The 25,985-nt window shown below is 60.1% G+C and carries 27 protein-coding genes; 11 read left to right on the forward strand and 16 right to left on the reverse strand.

What is annotated here, in order from left to right; translation table 11 throughout:
* The first annotated feature begins 1 nt into the window (after position 1).
* From AC13QY_RS10595 to AC13QY_RS10615, 5 genes are all read left to right on the forward strand, one after another.
* On the forward strand, positions 2–997 hold the full coding sequence (locus AC13QY_RS10595) for an ABC transporter ATP-binding protein (protein ID WP_113351813.1): 996 nt from the start codon (positions 2–4) through the stop codon (positions 995–997).
* Entirely contained in the window at positions 990–1,976 is a 987-nt protein-coding gene (locus AC13QY_RS10600; protein WP_113332187.1) for an ABC transporter ATP-binding protein, read from the forward strand. The genes AC13QY_RS10595 and AC13QY_RS10600 overlap by 8 nt, the downstream gene beginning before the upstream one ends.
* A 99-nt stretch (positions 1,977–2,075) precedes the next feature.
* A complete protein-coding gene (locus AC13QY_RS10605) occupies positions 2,076–2,993 on the forward strand; it encodes a sugar kinase (RefSeq protein ID WP_152092606.1) in 918 nt (305 codons plus the stop codon).
* Between the two features lie 123 nt (positions 2,994–3,116).
* Positions 3,117–4,226, forward strand: a complete 1,110-nt coding sequence (locus AC13QY_RS10610; protein WP_152092605.1) for a glycosyltransferase family 4 protein — start codon at positions 3,117–3,119, stop codon at positions 4,224–4,226.
* Between the two features lie 363 nt (positions 4,227–4,589).
* Positions 4,590–5,030, forward strand: a complete 441-nt coding sequence (locus AC13QY_RS10615) for a MarR family winged helix-turn-helix transcriptional regulator (RefSeq protein WP_152092604.1) — start codon at positions 4,590–4,592, stop codon at positions 5,028–5,030.
* A gap of 39 nt (positions 5,031–5,069) precedes the next feature.
* On the opposite strand, the gene der is transcribed toward AC13QY_RS10615, so the two are convergent.
* The 3 genes from der to AC13QY_RS10630 all read right to left on the reverse strand — a co-directional run bounded on the left by der (position 5,070) and on the right by AC13QY_RS10630 (position 7,871).
* The gene (der, locus tag AC13QY_RS10620) at positions 5,070–6,497 is read right to left on the reverse strand and encodes a ribosome biogenesis GTPase Der (RefSeq protein ID WP_113332185.1); all 1,428 of its coding nucleotides are present in this window, start codon (positions 6,495–6,497) and stop codon (positions 5,070–5,072) included.
* 11 nt (positions 6,498–6,508) lie between these two features.
* A complete protein-coding gene (locus AC13QY_RS10625; protein WP_095435471.1) occupies positions 6,509–7,192 on the reverse strand; it encodes a tetratricopeptide repeat protein in 684 nt (227 codons plus the stop codon).
* Positions 7,193–7,289: 97 nt separating this feature from the next.
* The gene (locus AC13QY_RS10630; RefSeq protein WP_152092603.1) at positions 7,290–7,871 is read right to left on the reverse strand and encodes an NnrU family protein; all 582 of its coding nucleotides are present in this window, start codon (positions 7,869–7,871) and stop codon (positions 7,290–7,292) included.
* A 179-nt stretch (positions 7,872–8,050) separates the two neighbouring features.
* Here AC13QY_RS10630 and AC13QY_RS10635 point away from each other — a divergent pair, with 179 nt between their 5' ends.
* Positions 8,051–9,031, forward strand: a complete 981-nt coding sequence (locus AC13QY_RS10635) for a polysaccharide deacetylase family protein (RefSeq protein ID WP_488493435.1) — start codon at positions 8,051–8,053, stop codon at positions 9,029–9,031.
* Positions 9,032–9,221: 190 nt separating this feature from the next.
* Here AC13QY_RS10635 and sbmA read toward each other — a convergent pair whose 3' ends face one another.
* Positions 9,222–10,487 (reverse strand): peptide antibiotic transporter SbmA, encoded by a 1,266-nt coding sequence (gene sbmA / locus AC13QY_RS10640; RefSeq protein WP_488493436.1) that lies wholly within the window; start codon positions 10,485–10,487, stop codon positions 9,222–9,224.
* A gap of 432 nt (positions 10,488–10,919) precedes the next feature.
* Between sbmA and AC13QY_RS10645 the strand changes: the two genes are divergently transcribed.
* Positions 10,920–11,504, forward strand: coding sequence for a PadR family transcriptional regulator (locus AC13QY_RS10645; protein WP_113388982.1), 585 nt, complete (start codon positions 10,920–10,922; stop codon positions 11,502–11,504).
* A gap of 52 nt (positions 11,505–11,556) precedes the next feature.
* Here the strand turns inward: AC13QY_RS10645 and map are convergent, their stop codons facing one another.
* The 10 genes from map to glpK all read right to left on the reverse strand — a co-directional run bounded on the left by map (position 11,557) and on the right by glpK (position 19,246).
* Positions 11,557–12,309 carry a type I methionyl aminopeptidase gene (gene map / locus AC13QY_RS10650; protein ID WP_112720880.1) on the reverse strand — a complete coding sequence of 251 codons (753 nt, stop codon included), beginning with the start codon at positions 12,307–12,309 and terminating at the stop codon, positions 11,557–11,559.
* 139 nt (positions 12,310–12,448) lie between these two features.
* A complete protein-coding gene (locus AC13QY_RS10655) occupies positions 12,449–12,667 on the reverse strand; it encodes a GNAT family N-acetyltransferase (protein ID WP_233789749.1) in 219 nt (72 codons plus the stop codon).
* Positions 12,664–12,960 carry a hypothetical protein gene (locus AC13QY_RS10660; protein WP_233789748.1) on the reverse strand — a complete coding sequence of 99 codons (297 nt, stop codon included), beginning with the start codon at positions 12,958–12,960 and terminating at the stop codon, positions 12,664–12,666. Before AC13QY_RS10660 ends, AC13QY_RS10655 begins: the two co-directional genes overlap by 4 nt.
* 51 nt (positions 12,961–13,011) lie before the next feature.
* Positions 13,012–13,440: a DoxX family protein gene (locus AC13QY_RS10665; RefSeq protein ID WP_488493437.1), complete on the reverse strand. Its 429-nt coding sequence runs from the start codon at positions 13,438–13,440 to the stop codon at positions 13,012–13,014.
* A 30-nt stretch (positions 13,441–13,470) separates the two neighbouring features.
* A complete protein-coding gene (locus tag AC13QY_RS10670; RefSeq protein WP_113352031.1) occupies positions 13,471–13,941 on the reverse strand; it encodes an SRPBCC family protein in 471 nt (156 codons plus the stop codon).
* Between the two features lie 99 nt (positions 13,942–14,040).
* A complete protein-coding gene (locus AC13QY_RS10675) occupies positions 14,041–15,297 on the reverse strand; it encodes an RNA polymerase sigma factor (RefSeq protein WP_113395404.1) in 1,257 nt (418 codons plus the stop codon).
* Positions 15,294–15,668: a YciI family protein gene (locus tag AC13QY_RS10680; protein ID WP_015340707.1), complete on the reverse strand. Its 375-nt coding sequence runs from the start codon at positions 15,666–15,668 to the stop codon at positions 15,294–15,296. Before AC13QY_RS10680 ends, AC13QY_RS10675 begins: the two co-directional genes overlap by 4 nt.
* A gap of 79 nt (positions 15,669–15,747) precedes the next feature.
* On the reverse strand, positions 15,748–16,695 hold the full coding sequence (locus AC13QY_RS10685; protein WP_233789747.1) for a S66 peptidase family protein: 948 nt from the start codon (positions 16,693–16,695) through the stop codon (positions 15,748–15,750).
* A gap of 66 nt (positions 16,696–16,761) precedes the next feature.
* On the reverse strand, positions 16,762–17,565 hold the full coding sequence (locus AC13QY_RS10690) for a membrane-anchored protein (RefSeq protein WP_113395405.1): 804 nt from the start codon (positions 17,563–17,565) through the stop codon (positions 16,762–16,764).
* Between the two features lie 178 nt (positions 17,566–17,743).
* Positions 17,744–19,246 (reverse strand): glycerol kinase GlpK, encoded by a 1,503-nt coding sequence (gene glpK, locus AC13QY_RS10695; protein WP_113395406.1) that lies wholly within the window; start codon positions 19,244–19,246, stop codon positions 17,744–17,746.
* Positions 19,247–19,468: 222 nt separating this feature from the next.
* Between glpK and AC13QY_RS10700 the strand changes: the two genes are divergently transcribed.
* From AC13QY_RS10700 to xdhB, 3 genes are all read left to right on the forward strand, one after another.
* Positions 19,469–20,245, forward strand: coding sequence for a 3-hydroxybutyrate dehydrogenase (locus AC13QY_RS10700; RefSeq protein WP_113351804.1), 777 nt, complete (start codon positions 19,469–19,471; stop codon positions 20,243–20,245).
* A gap of 69 nt (positions 20,246–20,314) precedes the next feature.
* A complete protein-coding gene (gene xdhA, locus AC13QY_RS10705) occupies positions 20,315–21,784 on the forward strand; it encodes a xanthine dehydrogenase small subunit (RefSeq protein ID WP_113351803.1) in 1,470 nt (489 codons plus the stop codon).
* 3 nt (positions 21,785–21,787) lie between these two features.
* Complete coding sequence (gene xdhB / locus AC13QY_RS10710; protein WP_152092601.1) at positions 21,788–24,127, forward strand: xanthine dehydrogenase molybdopterin binding subunit; 2,340 nt, start codon at positions 21,788–21,790, stop codon at positions 24,125–24,127.
* A 286-nt stretch (positions 24,128–24,413) separates the two neighbouring features.
* Here the strand turns inward: xdhB and AC13QY_RS10715 are convergent, their stop codons facing one another.
* Positions 24,414–24,617 (reverse strand): hypothetical protein, encoded by a 204-nt coding sequence (locus AC13QY_RS10715; protein ID WP_069612746.1) that lies wholly within the window; start codon positions 24,615–24,617, stop codon positions 24,414–24,416.
* Positions 24,618–24,719: 102 nt separating this feature from the next.
* Here AC13QY_RS10715 and AC13QY_RS10720 point away from each other — a divergent pair, with 102 nt between their 5' ends.
* Positions 24,720–25,616 (forward strand): LysR substrate-binding domain-containing protein, encoded by an 897-nt coding sequence (locus tag AC13QY_RS10720; RefSeq protein WP_113332174.1) that lies wholly within the window; start codon positions 24,720–24,722, stop codon positions 25,614–25,616.
* A 3-nt stretch (positions 25,617–25,619) separates the two neighbouring features.
* Here the strand turns inward: AC13QY_RS10720 and AC13QY_RS10725 are convergent, their stop codons facing one another.
* Positions 25,620–25,955, reverse strand: a complete 336-nt coding sequence (locus AC13QY_RS10725; protein ID WP_113352029.1) for a hypothetical protein — start codon at positions 25,953–25,955, stop codon at positions 25,620–25,622.
* Positions 25,956–25,985 lie beyond the last annotated feature (30 nt).

Genomic DNA, 25,985 nt, shown 5'->3' on the forward strand with positions numbered 1-25,985 from the left:
CATGACAGACACACTTCTCGAACTCAAAGACTACTCGATCACCTTCCGCACGCCCGAGGGCGAAGTGGCGGCAGTCTCCAAGATGAACCTCAAAATCGGCCGCGGCGAACGCATCGCTATCGTCGGTGAGTCCGGCTCCGGCAAGAGCCAGACTTTTCTCGGCTTGATGGGCCTGCTCGCCAAGAACGGCCGCACCAGCGGCCAGGCGCTGCTCGACGGCAAGGATCTACTGACGCTGAAACCGCGCGAACTCGACCATGTGCGCGGCAAGGACATGGCCATGGTCTTCCAGGACCCGATGACCGCCCTCAATCCGTCGCTTCGCATCTCGCGGCAGTTGACGGAACAGCTCGAAGTTCATGGCGGGCTTTCGGCGCGTGCCGCCTCGGCAGCGGCGCTCGATATGCTGAAGCGTGTCGGCATCCCTGACCCGACCCGCCGCTTCAACCTCTACCCGCACGAGCTTTCGGGCGGCATGCGCCAGCGCATCGTCATCGCCATGGCGCTGCTGACCAAGCCGAAGCTCTTGATCGCCGACGAGCCGACGACGGCGCTCGACGTAACGATCCAGGCGCAGATTCTTGATCTTTTCAATGAGTTGACCGCGGAAATGCAAACGGCGCTCATCATGATCACCCATGACCTCGGCGTCGTTGCCGGTCTCGCCGACCGCGTTGCCGTCATGTATGCCGGCCGCATCGTCGAGGAAGCGCCGGTCGAGGAGCTGTTCGAAAGCCCGGCCCATCCCTATACGGCGGCGCTTCACTCGGCGATCCCGAGGCCGGACCAGGATGTCGACGACCTCACCGTCATCCCTGGACGGCCGCCGAACCTGATGCACCTGCCGCGCGGCTGTGCCTTCTCGCCGCGCTGCGCCCATGTGCAGGACGACTGCCTCGACGCCGCGCCTCCGCTCGACCAGCTTTCATCGCGACGCTGTGCGGCCTGCTTCCATCCCCTTTCGGCTAATCAGGAACGGAGCCTCGTCCATGGCTGAGCAAACGCTTCTGAAGGTCGAGCATCTGACGACCGAATTTGAACTGCCGTCGAAATCCTTTTTCAAGCCGCCGATGATCCTCACGGCTGTTAACGATGTCAGCTTCGAACTGAAAACCGGCCGCACCCTGGGCATCGTCGGCGAATCCGGCTGCGGCAAGTCCACGCTTGGCCGCTCCATCCTGCGGCTGATCAAGGCGCAGAAAGGCCGCATTCTCTGGCAAGGCGGCAATCTGCTCGATCTCACCGAAGAGGAAATGCGTGCCGCCCGCCGCGACATGCAGATCATCTTCCAGGATCCGATCGCCTCGCTCGATCCGCGCATGACCGTCGGCGACATCATCGCCGAGCCGCTCACGGTCTTCGAACCGAAACTGACTCGGGCGCAGCGGCAAGATCGCGTTCGCGAGATCATGGCTGCCGTCGGCCTCGTTCCGGAGATGATCAACCGTTACCCGCACGAATTCTCGGGCGGCCAAGCGCAGCGCATCGGCATCGCCCGCGCCGTTATCACCCGGCCGAAGCTCATCATCTGCGACGAGCCGGTCTCGGCGCTCGACGTTTCGATCCAGGGACAGGTCATCACGCTTCTGCGTCGCCTGCGCAAGGAGTTCGGCCTCACCTTGATCTTCATCAGCCACGATCTTTCTGTCGTGCGCCTGATCTCGGACGACGTGCTGGTGCTCTACCTCGGCAAGGTGGTGGAAGCAGGCGAAGCCGCGACAGTCTTCGATCATCCGGCTCATCCGTACACGCAGGCGCTGTTCTCCGCCGCGCCAATCCCCGATCCGAAGCTCGCTCGTGGCCGCGAGCGTATCCGCCTGCAGGGCGATCCGCCCTCGCCGCTTAATCCGCCGCCGGGCTGCGTCTTCTCGCCCCGCTGCTGGAAGGCGACAGATATCTGCCGCACGAAAATGCCGCCAACCGAGCACGTCCGTCCGGGTCAGACGGCGGCCTGCTATCACATGGATCGGCCGTAAAGCAGATCCAGCGAAAGTGGACGGCGGCAGCCGCCGTCCACCTTGCCCCAGCCGCCGCTTGCGCGTATGCAGCACCAAGACAAAATGCAGGAGGCAGTCTTGGGCGGGCGTTTTCTATCGATCGGCGAATGCATGGTGGAATTGTCGCAAGCCGATGACGGGCACCTGCGCAAGGGCTTTGCCGGCGACACCTTCAACACCGCCTGGTATGCCCGCGCCTGCTTGCCGGCCGACTGGTCGATCGATTATTTCACCGCCCTCGGCGACGATGCCATGTCCGACGAAATGATCGCCTTCATGGGCGGCGCCGGCATCGGCACGGCGAGCATCCGCCGCCTGCGCGGCAAGACTCCCGGCCTCTACATGATCAATTTGAAGGATGGCGAACGCTCCTTCAGTTACTGGCGCGATAGCTCAGCCGCCCGCCAGCTTGCGGCCGATGGCGATGCCCTGCGCGCTGCAATCGAAGCCTCCGACGTCCTTTATTTCTCAGGCATCACGCTGGCGATCCTGCCGCGCGAAGATGCCTTCACGCTGCTCGCAGAACTGCGTCGCGCCAAGGCTGCCGGCAAGCTGGTTGCCTTCGATCCGAACCTGCGCCCTCGCCTGTGGTCCAGCCTCGACGCCATGCACACCATGATTTCGGAAGGCGCGCGCGCCGCAACGCTCGTCATGCCGAGCTTCGATGATGAAGCCGTGCATTTCGGCGACGATTCGATTCCCGCCACCATCCGCCGTTACCGGCAGTACGGAGCCCAGATGATCGTCGTCAAGAACGGCGCCGAGGGCGCGACCATCGGCGATGGTACCGATGAGACCCTCGTCCCGGCGGTCAAGGTCGCCAAGGTCGTCGACACCACCAGCGCCGGCGACAGCTTCAATGGCGCATTTCTGGCTCACTATCTGCAGCATCAGGATGCGGTCGCTGCCGCCGGCTTCGCAGCCAAGATCGCGGCAAAGGTCATTCAGGAATACGGTGCGCTCGTCTCGCCCGAGAAGCTGAAGTCCATCCGCTAAACGCTGTAATATTTCCATCATGGACACCCCCCACAATAGAGTGGGCGCGGGAATCATGTTTGAAACACCGCAATCGCTGGCACCGTCATCATGAGGATGCGGTGCGGATGGACTGTTTTGGGCATGTTGCAACGCTTGTCAGACATCGATCAAACCACCTGGACGCAGGCGGCGACACCTGTCGCAGTACCCGAACGGCTGCTCATCGTCAGCGATGCCTGGCATCCACAGGTCAACGGCGTCGTCCGCTCCATCGAGAACACCAATCGGGAACTGACGCGCATGGGCGTCGAGGTCTCGATGATCACGCCGGACGGCTTTCGTAATATCCCCTGCCCGACCTACCCGGAAATCCGGCTTTCGATCGCCAGCTACCGCAAGATCGCCGCAAGAATAGAAGCACTCCGGCCAACTTATGTCCACATCGCTACGGAGGGTCCCCTCGGGCTTACGGCCAGGCGCTGGTGCCTGAGAAACGGCATGCCGTTTTCGACCAGCTACCACACCCGCTTTCCTGAATATGTCGCTGCTCGCTTGCCGATACCGGAGAGTTGGCTCTATGCCTTCGTCAAATGGTTTCACAATGCGGGCTATGGCTGCATGGTAGCAACGCCAAGTCTGGCAACCGAACTCAAGCAGCGTGGCATCCGCAACCTGCTGCCCTGGAGCCGCGGCATCGACTCCTCGCTGTTTCGACCGCAGCCTCAGGACGACGCCCCCTTCGGCCTGCCCCGTCCCATCTTCATGACTGTCGGCCGCGTCGCGCTGGAGAAGAACCTGCCCGCCTTCCTCGATCTCGACCTGCCCGGATCGAAAGTGGTGGTGGGCGATGGCCCCGCCCGGGCCGAACTGCAGAAGCTCTACCCTGATGTCCATTTTCTTGGCGCGAAATTCGGCGAGGAACTGGCGCATGCCTATTCGCAGGCCGACGTCTTCGTCTTCCCGTCCAAGACCGACACCTTTGGCAACGCCATTCTGGAAGCGCTCGCAAGCGGCGTTCCGGTCGCCGCCTACCCCGTCACCGGCCCCGCGGATATTCTGGGAGGAAACAGGGCTGCCGGCGTTGTAGATGCCGATCTAGCAACGGCCTGCCTCGCCGCACTCTCTTGCTCCCGCGATGCCGCACACACGCTGGCACTCAACTATTCCTGGGAGGCGGCGACGGCGCAATTTATCGGCAATGTCAGAATTGCCAATCACCGAGGCCGGCTGCACGTCCACAACAGGCATTGAGTCCCCAAACGATCGGCACCATCAGTGAAGTTGCAGCTCCGGCCTTACATGCCGTCAACGATCACCGCGCTGCCCTGACGGCATAGCATAGCCCTGCATGAGAATCGGATAGCTGCGTCTTATCCAGCACGATGAAGCCCACATCGAGCAATGGCGCGAAGAATGTCATTTGATTCTTATCTTTGGACCACCATTTATGGCACTCGATCACCACGGCATTGATCGACCCGAAAAGACCGTGCCTCGCCAGAGCCTCAGCAGCTGCCTTTCCAAAAACGGAAGAAACCCGTAGCTCAGGCATAAATTTGGGTGTACAATTATTTATCGCACGATCTACATTAGACCTCTCAGGGAGTACTTGAGATGACCGACGACCCGTTAAAGCTGGATAACTTCATCTGCTTCGCGCTCTATTCGGCGAACCATGCGATGAATCGTCTCTATAAGCCGATGCTGGACGCGCTCAATCTTACCTATCCGCAATATCTCGTCATGGTGACACTATGGGAGGAAGACAGCCAGACCGTTGGCGGCATCGGTGAAAAGCTGTTTCTGGAATCAAGCACGCTGACACCGCTCTTGAAGCGCCTGGAAGCAGCCGGCTTCATCAAGCGCATCCGCAGCAAGGAAGATGAGCGCCAAGTGCTGATTCAACTGACCAGTGAAGGCAAGGCCCTGAAGAAGAAGGCCGCAACCGTTCCCCCTTGCATTCTCGACGCCACCGAGCAAACAGTGGACGAACTCGCACGGCTGAAGGCGGAAATCACGACGTTGCGCGAGGCGCTCAGCAGGAATGCCGCCTGATTGAAGCGCGCCCATCTCTCGATGGGGCGCTTCGGCGAGTTACCGCTTCTTTTTGTTTTCGTAGGGATTTTCCGACGAGCGGAAATGAATGCGGATGGGCACGCCCGGCATGGAGAAGTCCTGACGAAGGCCATTGATCAGATAGCGCACATAGGATTCCGGCAGCGCATCCGAACGGGTGCAGGAAATCATGAAGGCCGGCGGCCGCGCCTTTACCTGCGTCATGTATTTCAGCTTGATGCGGCGGCCGGAAACGGCCGGTGGCGGATGCTGAACCTGCTGCGTCTCGAGCCAGCGGTTGAGGCGCGCGGTCGAGACGCGCTTGTTCCAGACCTTGTCCGTATCGACGATCGCCTGCATCAGGCGATCAAGCCCCTCGCCCGTCTGGCCGGCAATCGGTATGGCGCGAATGCCCCGCGCCTGCGGCAATAACCGGTCGGTCTTTTCGCGCAGATCGGCGAGCACGGCTTGGCGATCCTCGATCATGTCCCACTTGTTGAAGGCAAGCACGGCGGCACGCCCCTCGCGGATCACGAGATCGACGATCTGCAGATCCTGCTTCTCGAAGGGAATGGTCGCATCAAAGACGATAACGACGGTTTCGGCGAAACGGATGGCGCGCAGCGTGTCGGCAACCGAGAGCTTCTCCAGCTTCTCCGTGACCTTCGCCTTGCGGCGCATTCCGGCGGTATCGAACATTTTGACGGTACGGCCCCGCCAGCTCCAGTCGACGGAGATGGAATCGCGGGTGATGCCAGCTTCCGGGCCGGTCAGCAGCCTGTCTTCGCCAAGGAAGCGGTTGATGAGCGTCGACTTACCGGCATTCGGACGGCCAACAATCGCCACGCGCAACGGGCGCGTCTCGTCATAGGCGGGCTCTTCGTCGATCTCTTCGCCATCTTCGCCGACGGCAGGACGTGGAATGCTGACATTCGTCTCCGCCTCATCTTCCTCTTCCCCGAAGGCGCGCTCAGGCCCGATCGCCTCGACGATCGCGTCGCGCAGATCCATCATGCCCTGGCCGTGTTCGGCCGAGATCGGGCAAGGTTCGCCGAGACCGAGCGTATAGGCATCGTAGAATCCGCTGTCGGAACCACGCGCTTCGGATTTGTTGGCAACCAGCACCACGGGCCGGCCGCGCTTGCGCAGCATTTCGGCAAGCGTCTTGTCGACATGCGTCAGGCCCATCTTGGCATCGACGACGAACAGCGTCAGGTCGGCTTCGTCGATCGCCGCCTCCGTCTGGGCGCGCATACGGCCCTGAAGCGATTCATCCTGAGCCTCTTCAAGACCGGCGGTGTCGACGATGCGAAAACGGAGATCGATCAGCTTGGCATCGCCGGGACGACGGTCACGCGTGACGCCCGGCGTATCGTCGACGAGCGCCAGCTTCTTGCCAACCAGCCGGTTGAACAGCGTGGACTTGCCGACATTCGGGCGACCGACGATCGCGACCGTAAAACTCATTGAGCGATCCTTCAGCCTTTTGCGACCGGAGCCTTGCCGGATGCAGTGATGAGATCGAGCAGCATCTGGGCACGGTTGGCAACATTGCGCGGGCTCTGCGGATCGTCGACGATCGCCTGGAACCACTGCCGGGCCTTGGCGAAATCGCCGGCCTTGTAAGCGGCAAGGCCGAGAACGTCGCGCGCCGAATGGCGGAAGGCGTCGGCGGGGACGGCCAGTTCCTGGGCTTCGGCGGCGACCTGATCGTAGGTGCCGGTATCGACGAGAAGGTAGGCAGCACGCAGGCGGGCCGCATTACGGATAACGACCGGAAGGTCCGTCTGCTTGCCGACCGCCGAGAAGGTGGCGATGGCAGCGGCCTTGTCCCCCTTCTGTGCCTGCAGCGTCGCGGCGCGCAGGCGGGCCAGCACCGGATAGGAGCCGGGGCCGCTCTTTTCGATGGCGGCGAATGCGGCCAGCGCTTCATCCGTCTTGTTCTGATCGGCCAGCGTCAGCGCGGCAATGAACTGATCGCCACCGCTGCCGGCCTGATTGCCGGCCCAATAGCGATAGCCGCTATAGGCTGCGGTGCCAAGGACGACGAGCACGGCAGCACCGATGATGAGCTTGCCGAAACGACGCCATATGAACCGCAGCTGGTCCGAGCGCAGTTCCTCGTTCACCTCGCGGATGAAGCTATCGTCATTGAATGCCATTCTTGTCTCCGGCCCAGGCCAAATAGTTCAAAGCTTAGGTTTAGTGGGGCCTTCTACTCCATTTTGCGGCTGATGTAAGGGGGAATGGCAGAAATCGTCACATAACGAGCGGCGAAACCCCGATAATCCACGCATGAAGCTTCCAAATGATCAAGGCCCAGACAATAACGCCGATGACGATCGCATAAAGATCATATTTCGCCGAAACGAACGGACGCGGGGTAATTTCGCCGGCCCGCTCGCGCCGTTTCAGCGAAATGCGCAGAATTACGCCCCAGCAGAGGAAGGCGGCAAAGAGCAATATCGCCGCTCCATCACCATTCGACAGGAGATGCGCCAACGCCCAGATCTTCACCGACAGCACCATCGGATGCTTGGTCCTGACCGCGATATGCCCCGCCGGCAGCAGCGAGGCGACAAGACAGATCAGGGCGAAGAGCATCAGCAGGATGGTGATGTGGCTCATCCAGAACGGCGGCGTCCAGATCGGGGTCATGTCGCGCGCCTGACCGAAACCGTAGATCAGAATGACCAGCGCCACGATGCTGGCAATCGAATAGGCACCCTTCCAACCGCCCTCACCCAAACGCGCGATCATCGAGCGTCTGAGGCCGGGGGCAACAACACGGACCAGATGGAGGCCGAGAAAGAGAACAATGCCGAGAACGAGCAATGCCATGGATGAAATCCTTTATGGTCTTGTAGTCACATCCTTATCGGCTGCCGCAAAAAAATGCCAGCATCACCGCAGCTTCGCCGCAATTGCGCGAAAGGAAGGAAGCGATCCTGAGCGCGCTATCCGATATCGCTGGACGATTCCTGGCAAGCCTTGCTCGACGCAATCAATATTCGGTACCCATGTTTCGCTTTGCTACCTGTCTCTCCGTCGCCATTTCCTTAGGGCTTCCCGTCGCCGCCCAGGCCGATGACAAGCCCAAGCAACTCGTCATGATCTCCTTCGATGGTGCTCATGACAATGCGCTCTGGACCAAGAGCCGCGAGATCGCTTCGCGCAATGGCGCGCATTTCACTTACTTTCTGTCCTGCACTTTCCTGATGAACAAGACGCAGGCCAAGGCCTACCAGGGGCCGAAGCAGCGGCCGGGCAAATCGAATGTCGGCTTCGCCAAGAGCGAGGATGATGTGCGCACGCGCATCGCCAATATCTGGGGCGCGCATCAGGAAGGCCACGACATCTCAAGCCATGCCTGCGGCCATTTTGACGGCAAGGGCTGGAGTGCTGCTGACTGGAAACAGGAATTCATGAATGCGCGGATCGCGCTTCGCGACGCCTGGAAGAATGTTGGCCTTGCCGACAAGGAGCCCCAGGGTTGGGAAGATTTCGCGACGAACGACGTCAAGGGATTTCGCGCGCCCTATCTCTCCACCAGCGATGGCCTCGTGCCAGCGGAAAAGGAGATGGGTTTCCAGTATGATGCAAGCCTGGTCACCAAAGGCCCTGCACTGCCGCAGGTCGTCGACGGCATCTATCGCTTCGGTCTGCCACTGATCCCCGAAGGTCCCGAACATCGCCAGGTCATCGGCATGGACTACAATCTCTATGTCCGCCACTCCAGGGGCGTAGAAGACAAGGCCAATGCCAAGACCTATGAAGGCCGCACCTTCGATGCCTTCGAAGCCGCCTTCAACAAGCAGTATGACGGCGAGCGCATTCCGCTGCAGCTCGGTTTCCATTTCGTCGAAATGAATGACGGCGCCTATTGGCGCGCCCTCGACCGCTTCGTCAGCGATGTCTGCCACAAGCAGGATGTCGCCTGCGTCAGCTATTCTGAAGCGATTCCATTGATTGCGGCAAGAGGCAAGCCGCAGCAGGGGTGAGGGCAATCGGACGAAGCCCTCGTGGTTCGAGACGGCCTTTCAGGCGGCCTCACCATGAGGACGCCTCCTGCAGAAGGCTGAATATTGAATTGGCTTCACGCAATAACGCGCTCCATCCTCACCCTGAGCTTGTCGAAGGCGAGGATGGCCCGAATATTCTAACCAACGAAAAGTCTACGGAGCCTTCTCATCAGCCGTCGGCGTGGATGACGCCCGCTTCGCGTTCCAGATAGGTTTGATCGATCTTCGGTAACGGCTCATCGTCGATCGCTGCCTCGAAAGCCTTCAGACGCTTGTGAATCGACAGAAGCTCGATGATCGTCGTCCAAGAATTGACGAGGTATTGGAAGGAATTGCTGACCTGACCGAAGGCAGTCGCGATCTGCTGATATATACCGTATGTGATCGCACCGGCAACGAAGGTCGGCACCAGCATGAACAATACGAACATCGTATCGGCCTGCAGATAGAAATAGCGCGCGACGTTGAAATCAACGTAGTGGAAGTAGATGCGGAAATAATTGCGCCGAACGTTGGCGAAAAGCTCCTTCACCGTCGTGGGCTGTGCCCGCTCTTCGTGATCCTCACCATAGACAAGCTCCTTGCGATAAGCCGCCTCTACGCGCTGGTTCTTGAAATTCAGCCCAGGAAGCTTGATGCCAGCGACCGCCAGTAGAACGGTGCCAAAGATCGACCAGAAAAGCGCCAGCCAGAAAAGTGAATGCGGAATTTTGCCAATAATCGGCAGCTCCGTTACGTAGGTCGAAAGCGCAAGCAGAATTGGCAGGAACACAATCAGCGTCATAACGGAATTGATGAGACTGATGCCGAGGCCTTCCAGCACACTGGAAAAGCGCATTGTGTCTTCCTGCACACGCTGCGAGGCACCCTCGATATGGCGAAGCTTCTCCCACTTCGACATGTAGAAGTCGTTCATCGCCGTCCGCCAGCGGAAGATGTAGTGGCTCGTAAAGAAATCCGTCAGAATCGAGACGAACATGCTGAGGAACGCGATCTGCGCAAAGATGATCATCAACGAATAGAAACTGTCAGTCGTCACACCCGGCTGCTTCGTGAGTGCAGCCTGTAGCAGATCGCCGAAGGGGCGGCGAAAATTGTTGATAACTACGGTGACCTGAACACCGAAATAGGTAACCAGGATGATGAGCGCAGAACCCCAAAGCGACCAAATCTTCCAGGGGTGGCTCCAGGCGCGAATGTGCCAAGCACCACAGAAGATAACGATGCAGGCAAGAAAGAAACCGTAAAACCAGAGATTTCCCCACAGCAGAAAATAGCTGAGATCGTATGGCTCCTTTCCTTCACCAGGCAACACGAAACCTAGCCGTGTCCCCAGGTCCGAAAAGAACAGATACCAGGCCGCAATGCAGGCAAGCGTCCAGACCACCATTGACGTGAAGAAAGGTTTCGGCTGCGGAAAGAAGGAGTGGAACACGGTGGATAGGCTTCCTTGATCGGGTTCAGACTGGAACCGCAAATGACGTTAATTTGTGGCGAGCCTAGGACAGTTCGCCAAGAGCGGCAACCGGCCAAGACATATTCTTACATAGATGTAATCGCTTATCCCACGATCGTGATGCAGTTGTTCAGCAACGGATTTTCACCCATTGGATGAACTCTCTCCCGCTTTTGAATGATAACCAGCAAGCGATCGTCCCATCTCGCAGCTCGCCTCTTGCAGAAAACTATCTTACGATATATATCTTACGACATGACTAACGATATAAACTCTCACCCTTCAAGGAGAAACGATATGAGAGGTTTTAGAGATCGTCACATGTTCGGAGATGGCTTTGACATCGTCGAGGCATATATCCTACGACACGGTCGAGGCCGTGAATCGCGCGGCGAGCACAGGAGAGACTTCATGAGAGGCTTCAAGGGCGGCATGTTCGGCGGCGGGTTTCGCACCGGCCGCAAGTTCGATGCGGCCGACCTGCAGCTCATCATCCTCGCTTTGCTCTCCGAGCAGCCGCGTCACGGCTATGAGCTGATCAAGACCTTCGAGGAGCGCTCCGGAGGCTTTTATGTACCGAGCCCGGGCGTCATCTACCCGGCGCTGACTTATCTCGAAGAGACCGGCCAGGCCGAAGTCGAGGTGAGCGGCACGAAAAAGCTCTACCGCATCACCGAAAGCGGCCAGAAGCGCGTCGACGACAACCGTGATCTGGTCGAAGTGACGCTCGCCAAGCTCACGTCCATCGGCGAGAAAATGGCCCGCGTCCGCGAGGTTTTCGGCGGTGAAGACGAGGATGGCCGTGACAATCCGTTCGACCGCCATGGCAGCGGCGATGTGCATCGCGCCCGCCACCTACTGCGTTCCGCGCTTCGCTCGAAGTTCCCATGGAGCAAGGCCGAAGGCGCACGCATCGCGGCAATCCTCGAGCGCGCCGCCGCCGATATCATCCGCGGCGAAACGAAGGACGAGGACAGCCCAAAGGCTGGCGATTGAGCTACGGCATGTCGCGCAAAACTGCGTAGCGGTTTTGCGATAACGACATGCTTCATGCGTCCGGCAATGTCAGGATGACCGGCCCGTTGCGGGTAGCGATGATCGTGTGTTCGTACTGGACGGTGGGAGCCTGGGGATCGGCATAGAGCGTCCAGGCGTCGTCGCCGCCCTCTGCCCAGGTTGCACCGAGCGACAGAAATGGCTCGACCGTAAAAACCAGGCCATCCTCCATGATCCGGGTCTCGGAAGGGTCCGCCCAGGTGGAAACCTCGGCGGGCTCTTCGTGCAGCGAGCGACCGATGCCATGACTGGCGAGATTGGCAATCAAAGTATAGCGGTTCTTCTGCGCGAAGGCGCCGACCGCCTGCCCGATCTTCGCAAGCGGCGCACCGCTCTTCACCTGATTGAGGCCGACCCAGAGCGCCCTCTTACCGTCGCGGCAAAGGCGCTCGATCTTCGGCTTGACCGGCGGCACGGTAAAGGACGCGCCGGTATCGGAGAAGAAGCCATCCTTCTCGGCCGATACATCGAGATTGACCAGATCGCCCGCCTTGATAACACGTGGGCCTGGAATGCCATGAGCCACTTCCTCGTTGACGCTGATGCAGGTCGCGCCGGGGAACTTGTAGACCAGTTCCGGCGCCGATTGCGCGCCGGCATCTTCCAGCACCTTGCGGCCGATCGCGTCGAGTTCCAGCGTCGTAATACCCGGCTCCAGTGCCGCGGCCATGGCCTGCAGCGCGTTGGCGCAGATGCGGCCGATATCTTTTAGTTTGGTCAGTTCTTCTTCGGTCGAAACGATCATCTACGGCTTCCGGCACCCCTCGCACTCTCGGCAACGTGCGGCGAGAGGCTCAAGGTCGCTTTCGCCCCTTCCCTCCGCACAGTCAATGTCTTTGTGAGGTTTTCCGCCAGATAGCGCAGCTTTCGAAATCCGAAAGGGGTCAGGAACGAGGATCGTCCGCGAGCAATGCCCAGCGTTCATGATCGCACCAGACGCCGCCGATTTTCAAATATTTGGGCGAGAACCCTTCCTTGCGGAAGCCGAGCCGTTTGACCAGCGCAATGGACGCATGGTTGCCCGGCTGGATATTGGCCTCCACGCGATGCAGGCCCACCGCATCGAAGGCGTGCGCGACGGCCAGACGAACCGCTTCAGTCATGAACCCTGACCGGCGAAACCCACCATGCCGTGATAGCCGAGAAAGGCGCTGCGAAAGCCTCCCCAGACCATCTGACTGATATTGACGACGCCGACAATGCCGCCCGAACCGGGGTCGCGCGCCACCAGCCCGATGTTCGGCCCCGTCACCGTCTGACCGAACCACGCGTCGAAACCGTCACGATCGAGAAAAGGATAGGCCCAGGGCACATGATAGGCGCGACTGGCAATATTGGCGGCGATCAGCTCGTCCGCATCCGATTGCCTGACCGGCGCGATGATCACTTGCGGCATGGCTCGCTCCGTCCTTATTAAGGAGCGAGCCTTACCAAATCGAATCCAAAATCAAAACCTTCGCTGAAAGAACGGAATCATTTTCCGAACCGCTTCATAACGAAGATAAAGTCCGCCCCAGGCGATCACCCCGAGATAAACGCCGAACAGCAGATGCGAGAAGATCGGGCTGCCGACCCGTAAGTGTGTCGCAATCGCCCCACCGAGCAGGCCCGTCAGCAGGATGGCGCCGAGAACCGACGTTCTCGGGATCGCATAGAGAATGGCGCAGCCGAGCGTGATGATGCCGAGCAGCCGCGCAAGTGCCGGATCGGCAGAATAACCAAGCCCCGCCATCGTCTCGGTGACGACCGAAAGTGGAACAAGCTTGATCGCGCCATCGAACAGCAGGAAGGCGATGACCAGTCCGCTCAGGATCATACCGGTCACGCGCTGCGCGCGCGTGACCGAAGGCAAAGATGAATCAGCAGCATAAGACATTGTCACATCCCCCGGAATTGAATCAGAAATTCAGATCTTGGCTGCCAGTGCTGCGAGCTGCTCGGCGCACTGACCCCATCCCTGATGAAAGCCCATCTTCTCATGCGCCTCGCGATCCTCCGCGGACCAATGCAGCACCGTGGCGGTATAACGGGTCTTGCCACCGTCGAGCTCGTCGAGCTGGATCGTCACCACCATGAAGGGCTTGGCCGACGGCACCCAGGCGCTGGTGAAGGCATCGGTGAAGACGATCCGCTCATTCGGCACTACTTCCAGATAGACGCCGTTGCCCGGATAATCCTCGCCTTCTGGGCTGCGCATGGTGATCGAGCTTGAGCCTCCGGATCGAGCGTCGACGCTGGCTGCCGATATCGTCCATGGCAGCGGTGCGAACCATTGTTTCAAGAGCTCCACTTCGGTCCAGCAACGGAAGATCTTGTCTCGTGGTGCGTCGATGACGCGGGTCAGGGAAAGCTCGTGGCGTTGGCTCTGTTCAGTCATATCTTGCTCCTCTTTATTGTTTGACGCGGCCTGCTCGGTCCATACACGAATGACGTTCGAGACGGTCATTTCCCGACAGCGAAGACGCAGATTTTTCGATTATTTTGCCGCGGCAACAGCATCCGCGCTCAGACGATCGAGCTGATAACGGATATGGGCTGCCTCGGCAGGCGAACGGGCGAGCGCGATCGCTCTGTCGAAGGCGACGCGCGCTTCCTGAGCGCGGCCGAGCTGTGCAAGCAGGCCGCCCCTCACCCCATGAAAATAGAAATAGCTGTCGAGCTGCGCTTCCAGCGGCGCAATCAACGCCAGAGCCGCCTCCGGCCCCTTGAGCTTCGAGAGCGCGACCGAGCGGTTGAGTGTGACGACCGGTGACGGCGTCAGCCGCTCCAGCATCTGGTAGAGAAGATCGATCTCTTCCCAATCCGTATCGGCGGCGCGCTTCGCCCTTGAATGCAGCGCCGCAATCGCCGCCTGCACCTGATAGGGACCAGGCTTGCGGTGACGGATCGCCTTGTCGAGCAGCGCCAGTGCCTCGTCGATCAATGTCCGATCCCAGAGCGAACGATCCTGATCTTCCAGAAGGATGATCTGTCGATTGGCATCGAACCTGGCGTCTTTGCGCGATTGCTGCAGAAGCATCAGTGCCAGCAGCGCCATGGTTTCCGGCTCGGAGGGAAAGATTCGCAACAGCAACCGGCCAAGCCGGATCGCCTCGTCGGCGAAAGCGGCCGCCTCACGATGGGTTCCGCCGGCCGAATAGCCTTCGTTGTAGATCAGGTAGATCATGGCGCTGACAAGCGCCAGCCTTTCGCTCCGCTCGACCGCACCCGGTGTTTCGAAGGGAACGCCAGCCGCAGCGACACGCGCCTTGGCTCTTGTAATGCGCTGCTCCATCGCGCTTTCGCTGACGAGGAAGGCACGAGCGATCTGCTGCACCGAGAGGCCGGAAACGATGCGCAATGCGAGTGCAATCTGCTGCGTCGCCGGCAGATCCGGATGGCAGCAGATGAACAGCAGCCGGAGAATATCGTCGCGATATCCGGAGCCATCAAGCCGTTCGGCCAGATCACTCTCCACATCACTCGTATCGGAGATCGCCTCTTCATCCGGCAGGCTCTGCAATTTGGCCTGCTTGCGCACCGTATCGATGCCGCTGTTGCGGCCGACGAAGATCAGCCAGGCGACAGGGTCGCGCGGTGGCCCTTTGTCGGGCCAGGTCTTCAAGGCCCTGAGGCAGGCCTCCTGAAAGGCCTCCTCGGCGGTGTCGAGATTGCGGAAATAGCGCAAAAGCGCGCCCATCACCTGGGGTCGGGCGTTGGTAAGCGCAATGTCGATCCAGGCAATGTCGGTCATGTTGCAACGGCTCCTGGCCGGAAGACATAAAGCGGCCGGATTTCATAGGAGCCGACGCCGGGATTGGCCGCGGCAAGCTCCTTCGAAAAACCGATGGCTTCGTCTAAAGTTTCGAAATCGACGACGTAGAAACCGAGCAACTGCTCCTTCGTTTCCGCGAAGGGACCGTCGATCACGATCGGTTCGTTTTTGCCCTTGCGCAGGGTCGTTGCCGCCGTCGTCGGCATCAGCCGTGCCACGGGCCCTAGCTTGCCAGCCTTTGCCAGCGGCTCCTGCACGGCAATCAACCGTGCCATCGTCGCGTCTTCCTGCTCCTTGGACCAGGCAAACACGGTGTCTTCGTCGTTGTAGCATAGGATCGCGTAAAGCATTGAGATTCCCTTCACCCTTTAAAGACGAAGGAATATCACCCGTACCGACAGGCTGCGTCAAAAAATATCGAAGAGGATCTCAGATGTTACCACGCCGGATCGCCAGCATACCGGCCTTCGCATCAAGCTCCGCCATAGCGCCGATAAAAACGCTTGCCGGGCTATCGCCATGCCCGAGCGGCAGGCCGCCGAGGATCGGCACTTTCAGTTCGGTCAGATGTTCACGCAGGATGTCGATCACCGAATAAGGGCGGTCGAACTCGAAGTCAGTAAACTGGCCAACAGCGACCCCTGCCAAACCATCCAAATGCCCGGCCTTGCGCAGCATGGTCATCTGGCGGTCCACCTGACCGCGATACATATTAACGGCTTCGAGCAAAAGAACCGCGCCATTCAGATCCGGCAGCGCCCAACCAGCCGAGGTCGCAACCATATCCAGATTGCCACCGATCAGCGGCCCTCTGGCCGTCCCGCCTGTCGTCAGACGGAAGGTCGGTTCATCGGGACGAGCTTCGATGACGATATCTTCGGTCGTCATCATCGCGCGACATAATGCTGCGCGCGTGTAAGGACTGACATCATCGTCATTCGGCCCGCGAAAGAAGGCTCCATGAATGCCGATCTGATGGCCATTCCTCAGGAGGCTGAGATGCAATGCGGTGATGTCGCTGAAGCCGATGACGAATTTCGGGTCGCGCCGCACAGCGGCAAAATCCAGTTTGTCGGCAATCCGATATGATCCCTTGCCGCCGCGGGTCGTAAAGATCGCCCGTACCTCTGGATCGCGAAGAGCAGTATTGAGATCGGCCAGCCGCTCCTCGTCAGTCCCGGCAAGATAGTCTCGTTTGCAAAAAGCGTGTTCACCGAAATCGACGTTCAATCCCCAGTTTTTCAATATTTCAGCATGCCTCAGAACCATATCCCTGTCGGGCGGGCTTGCTGGGGATACAAAGCGCACCTTGTCGCCCGGCCGCAAGGGCGGCGGCATCGATATCAGATCGGCGTCTGAATGGCTGCGTGATTCCATGGAGCGATCTTGGCACGGAATCACGACCAGCGTCAGCCGCAGATTGACCGTTGGCGGATCCTTAGCTCAAGAATTGATGACGGCCTCAGCCGTTATCGGTGCCGGTCGCTTGCCCTTGGCATCGGCTTCAACTGTCCAGCCGGCCTTCGCCTTGCCTGCCCATAACGGCAGGCCGATGGATTGCGACACGGCCGGATCGCTTGTGAACACCGGATAGCCGCGTTCCAAAAGCCGTTCGAGAACCTCGCGATCCTTGCGCACATGCAGCCGGGCGAGATTTTCCTGATTGTAGACGTGCCCGCCGGAATCGGGATTGATGCCGGTGATGATCACTTCGGTGGCGCCGTTATAGATCGCGAAGAGCACGGCATTGATGCCGTTCGAGCATTTGTCGTCGGCGCCGAGTTCGCTGCACTTCACCCCGCCGACCCGGTCGAGCAGTGCCATGCGCTTGTAGCGATCGACGATCTCCAGCTTGTCGTAGCTATAGTTGAACCTCCGCAGACCCTCTTCCAGCCGCTCGCGCTCTTTCCGCCAGAGCAGAACGTAGAGCATCTTGGTCCGTTCGCCGTTCAGAACCCGTCGCACCTCGACGGCATTGGTGTTGGTGCCTTCGATCTGGTTGAACTGGACGAGCGTCACATCGGGCGCCTCGATCCCCCAGCCCTTCGTCACAGTCTGCGAACCGTTGATGGTGATGACCTTGAAGCTCTCATCGAAATCCACCGGCCTGTTCGAAATCGGCGCCGAGCCGACGACGAGAACAGGCCCATCGAACCGCTCGGCCAGCATCGGTGGCTTCGGCCGGGTCAGATGATATTTGATCTGCCGGTAGTAATGTTTTTTCAGTTCAGAAAATTGAGCAGCCATTATTCGCTTTATCGTCTCTTGAGAAGGCGTCCGCCCTCAAAAGGCGCGGTCCGGCGAAATGCGGCCCGGAATCCTCCCCGCGCCACGAACAAGGCGAGTATCGCTGCGCGCACTTATATAAGCAAAATAAAGAAATCTTACACGACATAACCTGGGGTGAGCAGCCGATGACGGCCGATCACCCCTGCCGTGTACTCAAGGTGCGCGAGACCGCGTTCTTCCAGCCTTTGAGCTTCGCGTTTCGGGTCTTGTCATCCATGCCGGGCTCGAACCGCTTGTCTCGCGCCCAGGCTTTGGCAAAACCGGCGCGATCCGGCCAGACGCCGGCGCGGCTGCCAGCAAGCCAGGCGGCACCCAGCGCGGTCGTTTCAAGGATCGTCGGGCGGTCGACCGGTGCATTCAGGAGATCGGCAAGCCGCTGCATCGTCCAGTCGGAAGCGACCATGCCGCCGTCGACGCGCAGCACTGTCCCCTGCCCGTTGCCGTTGCGCCAATCTCTATGCATGGCATCCAGGAGATCGCGAGACTGGTAGCAGACCGCCTCCAGTGCCGCCCGGACGATCTCCTCAGGTCCGGTATTGCGCGTCAGCCCGAAAATCGCGCCACGTGCATCCGGATCCCAATGCGGTGCCCCGAGGCCGGTGAAGGCCGGCACCAGATAAACCTCCTGCAGGGGATCGGCCTTGGCCGCCAGCTCGCCGGAATCCGAAGCGCGCTGGATGGCCTTCAGACCATCGCGCAGCCATTGTACCGCAGCGCCCGCGATGAAGATCGAGCCTTCGAGCGCATAGGTCGTCTCGCCATTCAGCCGATAGGCGATGGTGGTCAGCAGGCGGTTTTTCGACCGCACCATATCAGCGCCGGTGTTGAGCAGTGCGAAGCAGCCGGTGCCATAGGTGGATTTCATCATGCCGCGTTCGAAGCAGGCCTGGCCGATCGTCGCCGCCTGCTGGTCGCCGGCAACGCCGAGGATCGGGATCTCCGCGCCGAAATGCGTGGGATCGGTGACGCCGAAATCCGCCGCACAATCCTTCACCTCGGGCAGCATGGCAGCGGGAACGCGCAGGATTTCCAGCAGTTCCTCATCCCATTTATTCGCACCGATATTGTACATCAGCGTCCGCGAGGCATTGGTGGCATCGGTGACGAAGCTCTTGCCCCCTGTCAGACGCCAGATCAGGAAGGTATCGATGGTGCCGAAGCACAGCTTGCCCTTGGCTGCGCGAGCGCGCGCACCTTTTACGTTGGCGAGCAGCCAGGACAGTTTGGTGCCTGAAAAATAGGGATCGAGCAGCAGGCCGGTGCGGCGCGTGAAGAGCTTTTCCAGGTCCTGACGCTTCAGTTTCTCGCAATAGCTCGCCGTGCGGCGGTCCTGCCAAACGATGGCATTGTGGATCGGCTTGCCGGTCTCGCGATCCCACACGACGACCGTCTCGCGCTGATTTGTGATGCCGAGGGCTGCAATATCCTTGGCGGTGATGCCGGCAGCCTCGATCGCCTTGCGGACGGTGACGAGGACAGAGGACCAGATTTCCTCCGGATCGTGCTCTACCCAGCCCGGCTTCGGATAATGCTGAGTGAATTCCTTCTGCCCGACACCGGCAACCTTCATCTTGCCGTCGAAAACGATAGCCCGTGTCGACGTCGTTCCCTGATCGATCGCCAAGACATAACCGCTCATGCACTCCTCCCGCCTGTTGCGTCCCGAAACAACAGATACGCGAGCAAAACGAATGTGAAAAGAAAGCAAAACGAAATTTTTTCGCTAAAGGATATACTTTTCGATTCACAGCATCATGGCCGAAGGGCCACCAGCATTGCGATTGCCATATCCGGAGGTTTGGGACTAGGCTGAGATCGTTTTGCACTGCAGCAGGAAGCTGCGCTGTCCAAGGAGATGATCATGGCAAGAACAGTTGTCGTCACCGGTTCCACAAGCGGTATCGGCCTCGCCATCGCGGCCGCCTTCGCCGCCAAGGGCGATAACGTCGTCATCAACGGCTTCGGAAAGCCCGAGGAAATCGATGCGATCAAGACGAAGCTCGAAGCCTCCGGCGGCGGCAAGGTGATCTATCATCCGGCCGATATGACGAAGCCTGCCGAGATCGCCGATTTGATCGCGACTGCCAACTCCACCTTCGGCAGCGTCGATGTTCTCGTCAATAATGCCGGCATCCAGCATGTCGAGAAGATCGAGGATTTCCCGATCGAGAAATGGGATCAGATCATCGCGATCAATCTCTCCAGCTCTTTCCACACCATCCGCGCCGCCATTCCGCTGATGAAGGCTAGGAAATACGGGCGCATCATCAACATCGCCTCGGCGCACGGCCTTGTCGCCTCACCCTTCAAATCCGCCTATGTCGCGGCAAAACATGGTATATTGGGCTTGACCAAGACGGCAGCGCTCGAGCTTGCCGAGTTCGGCGTGACGGTGAACGCCATTTGCCCCGGCTACGTCCTGACCCCGCTTGTCGAGAAGCAGATCCCGGACACCGCCAAGGCCCGCGGCATGACCGAGGAGCAGGTCAAGAACGAAGTCATCCTCAAGGCCCAGCCGACGCACGAATTCGTCAAGGCCGAGGAGATCGGCGCCCTGTCGCTCTACCTTGCCAGCGACGAGGCACGTCAGGTCACCGGCACACACGTCTCGATTGACGGTGGCTGGACCGCGGAATAACCATTTGCGGTTAGGGCCGGATTCGTTCGCGCATCCGGCCCCGGCCAAGACATCATAAACGGGAACGACATGAGCGACAGCATCCGCTTTATCCTCAACGGCGAGGATATCATTCTATCCAGCCTGCGCCCTACCGAGACGCTGCTCGACTTCCTGCGTCTCAACCGGAGACTGACGGGCACGAAGGAAGGATGTGCGGAAGGCGACTGCGGCGCCTGCACGGTGCTTGTGGGACGTTTGATCGATGGTGGGCTGCACTATGAATCCGTCAACGCCTGCATCCGCTTCGTCGGCTCGCTGCATGCGACCCACGTCGTCACCGTCGAACATCTCGCCGCCCAGAACGGCACGCTTCACCCGGTCCAGCAGGCCATGGTCGATTGCCACGGCTCGCAATGCGGCTTCTGCACGCCGGGTTTCGTCATGTCGCTCTATGGTCTCTGGCTGACGACGGAAAAACCGAGCCGGGAGCAGATCGAAAAATCGCTGCAGGGCAACCTCTGTCGGTGCACGGGCTACGAGCCGATCGTCAAGGCGGCCGAACAGGTCAGCCAGAAGCGGCCGAGCGCTCTCTTCGATCCACTCGAAAAGACCAGGGCCGATATCATCGCCCGCCTCTGGGCGATGCAGGGTGGCGATACCATCGAGATTGCCGAGGGTGAGGATCGCCTCATCGTGCCCGGCTCTGTCTCGGCGCTGGCACAGGTGCTTGCCGACGAGCCGACGGCGACCGTCGTTGCCGGCTCGACCGATGTCGGCCTCTGGGTCACCAAGCAGATGCGCCGGCTGAACCCGGTCGTTTTTATCAATCATCTGACCGATCTGCAGAAAATCGTCGTCGAAGACGATGGGCTTGGTATCGGCGCCGGCGTCACCTACAGCCGCGCTTTTGCTGTGATCGGCGAAAAGATCCCGGCCTTTGCCAACCTCATCAACCGCATCGGCGGCGAGCAGGTGCGCAACATGGGCACCATCGGCGGCAATATCGCCAACGGCTCGCCGATCGGCGACACGCCGCCGCCGCTGATCGCGCTCGGCGCAACGCTGAAACTCCGCTCGACGGCGGGCACGCGCAGCTTGCCGCTCGAAGATTTCTTCATAGACTACGGCAAGCAGGACCGGCATCCCGGTGAGTTCGTCGAGAGCATCTTCGTACCCTATCCCGCCAAGGGTACGCATTTCGCCGTCTACAAGATCTCCAAGCGCCGCGACGAGGATATTTCCGCCGCGTGCGGCGCCTTCCATCTGTCACTGGACGCCACCGGCAATGTCGAAGATATCCGCATCGCCTTCGGCGGCATGGCCGGCACACCAAAGCGCGCCCGCACTGTCGAGGCAGAATTGATCGGCAAGCCGTGGACGGAGGCAACCGTCATGGCCGCACGCGATGCCTTCGACAGCGACTACACGCCGCTCACCGATTGGCGTGCCTCCGCCGAATACCGCCAGCTGACCGCCAAGAATCTTCTCATCCGCTTCTATCTTGAGACATCAGGCGCACCGCAGGAATTGAAGCGTTTCGCGACGGCGGAGGTCTGAGCTATGGACAAGTCTACGTTCGAAGAAGCCAAGGTCCTCATCAACGGCTCGATGCACGGCTCGTTACGCCATGATTCCGCACATAAGCACGTCACCGGAGCCGCCGATTATATTGATGACATTCCCGAACCGGCCGGGCTGCTGCATGGCGCGCTGGGCCTTTCCGATCGCGCGCATGCCGAGATCACCGGCATCGATCTCTCGGCCGTCAAAGCATATCCAGGTGTCGTCTGGGTCTTCACTGGCTCGGATATCCCCGGCGTCAACGACACCAGCTCCAACGGCATGCATGACGAACCGCTGCTTGCCGAGACGAAAGTCGAATTCCACGGGCAGCCGATCTTCGCCGTCATCGCCGAAACCCGCGATGCCGCCCGCCGTGCTGCCCGCCTTGCCAAGATCGACTATCGCGACCTGCCGCATTGGAGCGATATCGACGGCGCGCTCGCCAATGGCGCACCGCTCGTCTACGAACCGATGACGCTGAAGCGCGGCGAGCCGGAAACCGAAATGGCCAACGCCAAGCACCGCATCAAGGCGCAGATGGGCATCGGCGGACAGGAGCACTTCTATCTCGAAAGCCACATCGCTATGGCGATCCCCGGCGAGGACGACGAAGTCGCTGTCTGGTCTTCGACGCAGCATCCGAGCGAAATCCAGCATATCGTCGGCCACGTCCTCGGCATTCCATCCAACGCCGTGACGGTCAACGTACGCCGCATGGGCGGCGGCTTCGGCGGCAAGGAAACGCAGGGCAACCAGTTTGCGGCGCTTGCCGCCGTCGCCGCCAAGAAGCTCGGCCGCGCCGTTAAATTCCGTCCCGACCGCGACGAAGACATGAGCGCCACGGGCAAGCGGCACGACTTCCTCGTGGATTACGAGGTCGGCTTCGACGACGAAGGCCGCATCCACGCCGTCGACGCCACCTATGCCGCACGCTGCGGCTTCTCCTCCGATCTTTCCGGCCCGGTGACCGACCGCGCGTTGTTCCATGCGGATTCCAGCTATTTCTACGCGCATGTGCATCTGGTCTCGAAGCCGCTGAAGACGCATACAGTCTCCAACACCGCCTTCCGTGGCTTTGGAGGCCCGCAGGGCATGGTTGGTGGCGAGCGCATGATCGAAGAGATCGCCTATGCGCTCGGCAAGGATCCACTCGAAATCCGCCGTGCCAATTTCTACGGCCAGCCGGGCTCCGGCCGGACACTGACCCCTTATCATCAGGAGGTCACAGACAACATCATCAACCGCGTCGTCGACGAGCTCGAACAGAGTTCCGACTACCAGGCGCGGCGCAAGGCCATCATCGAATTCAACCGCTCCAGCCGGTTCATCCGCAAGGGCATCGCGCTGACGCCGGTGAAATTCGGCATCTCCTTTACCATGACCGCCTTCAATCAGGCCGGCGCGCTGGTGCACATCTATCAGGATGGCTCCATTCACCTGAACCATGGCGGTACCGAGATGGGCCAGGGCCTCTATACGAAGGTGGCGCAGGTTCTGGCCGATAGCTTCCAGGTCGATATCGATCGGGTGAAGATCACAGCGACAACAACAGGCAAGGTGCCGAATACATCGGCGACGGCGGCCTCATCCGGCTCCGACCTGAACGGCATGGCAGCCTATGACGCTGCTCGCCAAATCAAGGAAAGGCTCATCACCTTCGCAGCCGAGAAATGGAGCGTGGGCGCGGAAGAAGTGCAGTTCCTTCCCAACCGCGTACGCGTCGGCGAGGTGGAAATCCCCTTCCCCGATTTCGTCAAGCAGGCCTATTTCGCCCGCGTCCAGCTCTCGGCCGCCGGCTTCTACAAGACGCCAAAGATCCATTGGGACCGCAAGGCCGGCCGCGGCACGCCATTCTACTACTTTTCCTATGGCGCCGCCTGCTCGGAAGTGTCGATCGATACGCTGACGGGCGAATATCTGATCGACCGCACCGACATCCTTCACGACGTCGGTCGCTCGCTTAATCCGGCGATCGACATCGGCCAGGTCGAAGGTGCCTTCGTGCAGGGCATGGGCTGGCTGACGACCGAGGAGCTCTGGTGGGATGCCAAGGGCCGACTGCGCACCCATGCGCCCTCCACCTACAAGATCCCCCTCGCCTCCGACCGCCCGAAAATCTTCAACGTCCGCCTTGCGGAATGGTCGGAAAACACGGAGGCGACCATCGGCCGCTCGAAGGCCGTGGGCGAGCCGCCCTTCATGCTGAGCATATCCGTGCTCGAGGCCCTATCGATGGCGGTCGCCAGCGTCGCGGATTACCGCGTCTGCCCCCGCCTCGACGCCCCGGCGACACCGGAGCGCGTGCTGATGGCGGTGGAGCGGCTGAAGGGGATGTGATTGTCGTCCTGCCAAACGAGAGGACTGCATTTGACGCAGCCCCCTGTCAGCTTCGCTGACATCTCTCCCACAAGGGGGGAGATTGTTGGGGGTGTCGCTCCACCTAACAGAACATGCCACTGTCGTTTCCACAGATACGATCTTCGTTTGATATCCGAAGAAAGCTGCGGGTTACCCATCTCTCCCTTGTGAGGGAGATGTCCCGACAAGGACAGAGGGGGCACTCACGCTCCACATACATGAAGGGTCTCAATTCATGACCCAACCCCTCGACGGTCCTCACCACCTACAGCAGCGACCTATCGTCATAACGCGGCTCACGCCCATCCAGAAATCCAAGGTCGCGCTTCAGCCGGTCCGGCATCTCATCGAGGTCTAGATGCGGTGACGGTTCGCCGTGCTTCAGGAAGACCTGCATCAGCGGCTCCAGAAGACGCGCCACAAGCGCGGGCTTGGCTGCCTCCACCGGCTCGATCACATAACAGTCCATGACAACACCTCAATTCAATCAACGATATGAATTGCAGTCTGGCGCGAAAAATGCTGGAATTCCAATCGAACTATCGTCTGCATACATAAAGAGAACTTATCCATGAAGCAGTCCAAGCGCTTCCCGCTGAATGCCTTGCGCGTTTTCGAAGCCGCCGCCCGGCTCGGCAGTTTCACCCGCGCCGGCGAAGAGCTTGGCATGACGCAGACGGCGGTCAGCTATCAGATCAAGCTACTGGAGGAGACGGTGGGGGAGCCGCTATTCCTGCGTCGTCCGCGGCAGATCCTATTGACGGAAGCCGGAGAACAGCTCGCGCCGAAAGTGGCTGAAGCCTTTGCCCTGCTGCAGGAGGCCATGGCCTCGATCAGTGGCGATGCCGAAACGACGCTGCGCATTCATTCGACGCCCACCTTCGCCTCGCAATGGCTGGCTCGTCATGTCGGGTCGTTTCAGCTCAAGCATCCCAATATCGCGGTCCGGCTGGATACCTCCGGCTCGATCATCGACTTCGCCCGGGAGCCCTCCGATATCGCCATCCGCGCCGGGCGTGGCCAATGGCCGGGACTGCGCGCCCATCTTTTGATGAAGGTCTATTTCACGCCGATGCTGAGCCCGGCGCTTGCCGAATCTATCGGCGGCATACATGAACCGGCCGATCTCCTGAAGCTCCGTATCATCGACGCAGGCGACCCGTGGTGGGCGCAATGGTTCAAAGAGGCCGGCGTTCCCGATCCCGGCCTTCAGGGCCGGCCGCGAAGCAGGCTCGGTGCCCAGTCCTTCGAGGCGAGCGCAGCATTGGCCGGCCAGGGCGTCGCCATCCTGACCCCGGAGTTCTATGCGGACGATCTGGCTTCCGGCCGGCTGATCCAGCCCTTTGATATTCTTTCGTCCGACAATACGGACTACTGGATCGCTTATCCCGAAAACAGACGTCATACGCCGCGCATCCGCGCCTTCAGGGATTGGCTCCTCCGCGAATTCGGCATGCCGCTGGAATAGCCTTCAATAATCCATGTCGGGCGCATAAAAACAGCGCGGCGTATTCTCGTCCGGAAACAGACAGAGATGATAGGCTCCGTCGGGAGAACGCATCGTTTTCTGCTGCGGCAGATTGAAGATATGCGCGTGGGTTATATAGCGATGATCGCCCGGATTGAGCGTCACCCGATAGCCACCGGGTACAATGGTGACGGTACGCGAGGGGATCATCTCGCAATCGCCCGTCTTGCTGTCACCATTGCAGCAATAGGGGTCGTAGGACCAACCGGAGGGCGCCTCATGCCCCAAGGCGAAGGCTGTGGAGAGAAGAAAAAATACGAACGCCAGAATACCTCGCATGGGCAATTCTCCGTCGAAAAAATAGACGGC

It is taken from the genome of Martinezella sp. CNPSo 3795 (assembly GCF_057784475.1).

Coding starts and splice junctions, on each gene's coding strand:
- AC13QY_RS10630 (WP_152092603.1), bottom strand. CDS start 7,871: ATGGCATTGCTCGTTCTCGGCATTGTTCTCTTTCTCGGCCTCCATCTG.
- map (WP_112720880.1), bottom strand. CDS start 12,309: ATGATCGTTTCGACCGAAGAAGAACTGACCAAACTAAAAGATATCGGC.
- AC13QY_RS10665 (WP_488493437.1), bottom strand. CDS start 13,440: ATGTCTTATGCTGCTGATTCATCTTTGCCTTCGGTCACGCGCGCGCAG.
- AC13QY_RS10625 (WP_095435471.1), bottom strand. CDS start 7,192: ATGGCATTCAATGACGATAGCTTCATCCGCGAGGTGAACGAGGAACTG.
- AC13QY_RS10720 (WP_113332174.1), top strand. CDS start 24,720: ATGAAGCAGTCCAAGCGCTTCCCGCTGAATGCCTTGCGCGTTTTCGAA.
- xdhB (WP_152092601.1), top strand. CDS start 21,788: ATGGACAAGTCTACGTTCGAAGAAGCCAAGGTCCTCATCAACGGCTCG.
- AC13QY_RS10615 (WP_152092604.1), top strand. CDS start 4,590: ATGACCGACGACCCGTTAAAGCTGGATAACTTCATCTGCTTCGCGCTC.
- AC13QY_RS10690 (WP_113395405.1), bottom strand. CDS start 17,565: ATGGCTGCTCAATTTTCTGAACTGAAAAAACATTACTACCGGCAGATC.
- AC13QY_RS10685 (WP_233789747.1), bottom strand. CDS start 16,695: ATGGAATCACGCAGCCATTCAGACGCCGATCTGATATCGATGCCGCCG.
- xdhA (WP_113351803.1), top strand. CDS start 20,315: ATGAGCGACAGCATCCGCTTTATCCTCAACGGCGAGGATATCATTCTA.
- der (WP_113332185.1), bottom strand. CDS start 6,497: ATGAGTTTTACGGTCGCGATCGTCGGTCGCCCGAATGTCGGCAAGTCC.
- AC13QY_RS10715 (WP_069612746.1), bottom strand. CDS start 24,617: ATGGACTGTTATGTGATCGAGCCGGTGGAGGCAGCCAAGCCCGCGCTT.
- AC13QY_RS10595 (WP_113351813.1), top strand. CDS start 2: ATGACAGACACACTTCTCGAACTCAAAGACTACTCGATCACCTTCCGC.
- AC13QY_RS10680 (WP_015340707.1), bottom strand. CDS start 15,668: ATGCTTTACGCGATCCTATGCTACAACGACGAAGACACCGTGTTTGCC.
- AC13QY_RS10635 (WP_488493435.1), top strand. CDS start 8,051: ATGTTTCGCTTTGCTACCTGTCTCTCCGTCGCCATTTCCTTAGGGCTT.
- AC13QY_RS10655 (WP_233789749.1), bottom strand. CDS start 12,667: ATGACTGAAGCGGTTCGTCTGGCCGTCGCGCACGCCTTCGATGCGGTG.
- AC13QY_RS10675 (WP_113395404.1), bottom strand. CDS start 15,297: ATGACCGACATTGCCTGGATCGACATTGCGCTTACCAACGCCCGACCC.
- glpK (WP_113395406.1), bottom strand. CDS start 19,246: ATGAGCGGTTATGTCTTGGCGATCGATCAGGGAACGACGTCGACACGG.
- AC13QY_RS10660 (WP_233789748.1), bottom strand. CDS start 12,960: ATGCCGCAAGTGATCATCGCGCCGGTCAGGCAATCGGATGCGGACGAG.
- AC13QY_RS10600 (WP_113332187.1), top strand. CDS start 990: ATGGCTGAGCAAACGCTTCTGAAGGTCGAGCATCTGACGACCGAATTT.
- AC13QY_RS10645 (WP_113388982.1), top strand. CDS start 10,920: ATGAGAGGCTTCAAGGGCGGCATGTTCGGCGGCGGGTTTCGCACCGGC.
- AC13QY_RS10700 (WP_113351804.1), top strand. CDS start 19,469: ATGGCAAGAACAGTTGTCGTCACCGGTTCCACAAGCGGTATCGGCCTC.
- AC13QY_RS10670 (WP_113352031.1), bottom strand. CDS start 13,941: ATGACTGAACAGAGCCAACGCCACGAGCTTTCCCTGACCCGCGTCATC.
- AC13QY_RS10725 (WP_113352029.1), bottom strand. CDS start 25,955: ATGCGAGGTATTCTGGCGTTCGTATTTTTTCTTCTCTCCACAGCCTTC.
- AC13QY_RS10610 (WP_152092605.1), top strand. CDS start 3,117: ATGTTGCAACGCTTGTCAGACATCGATCAAACCACCTGGACGCAGGCG.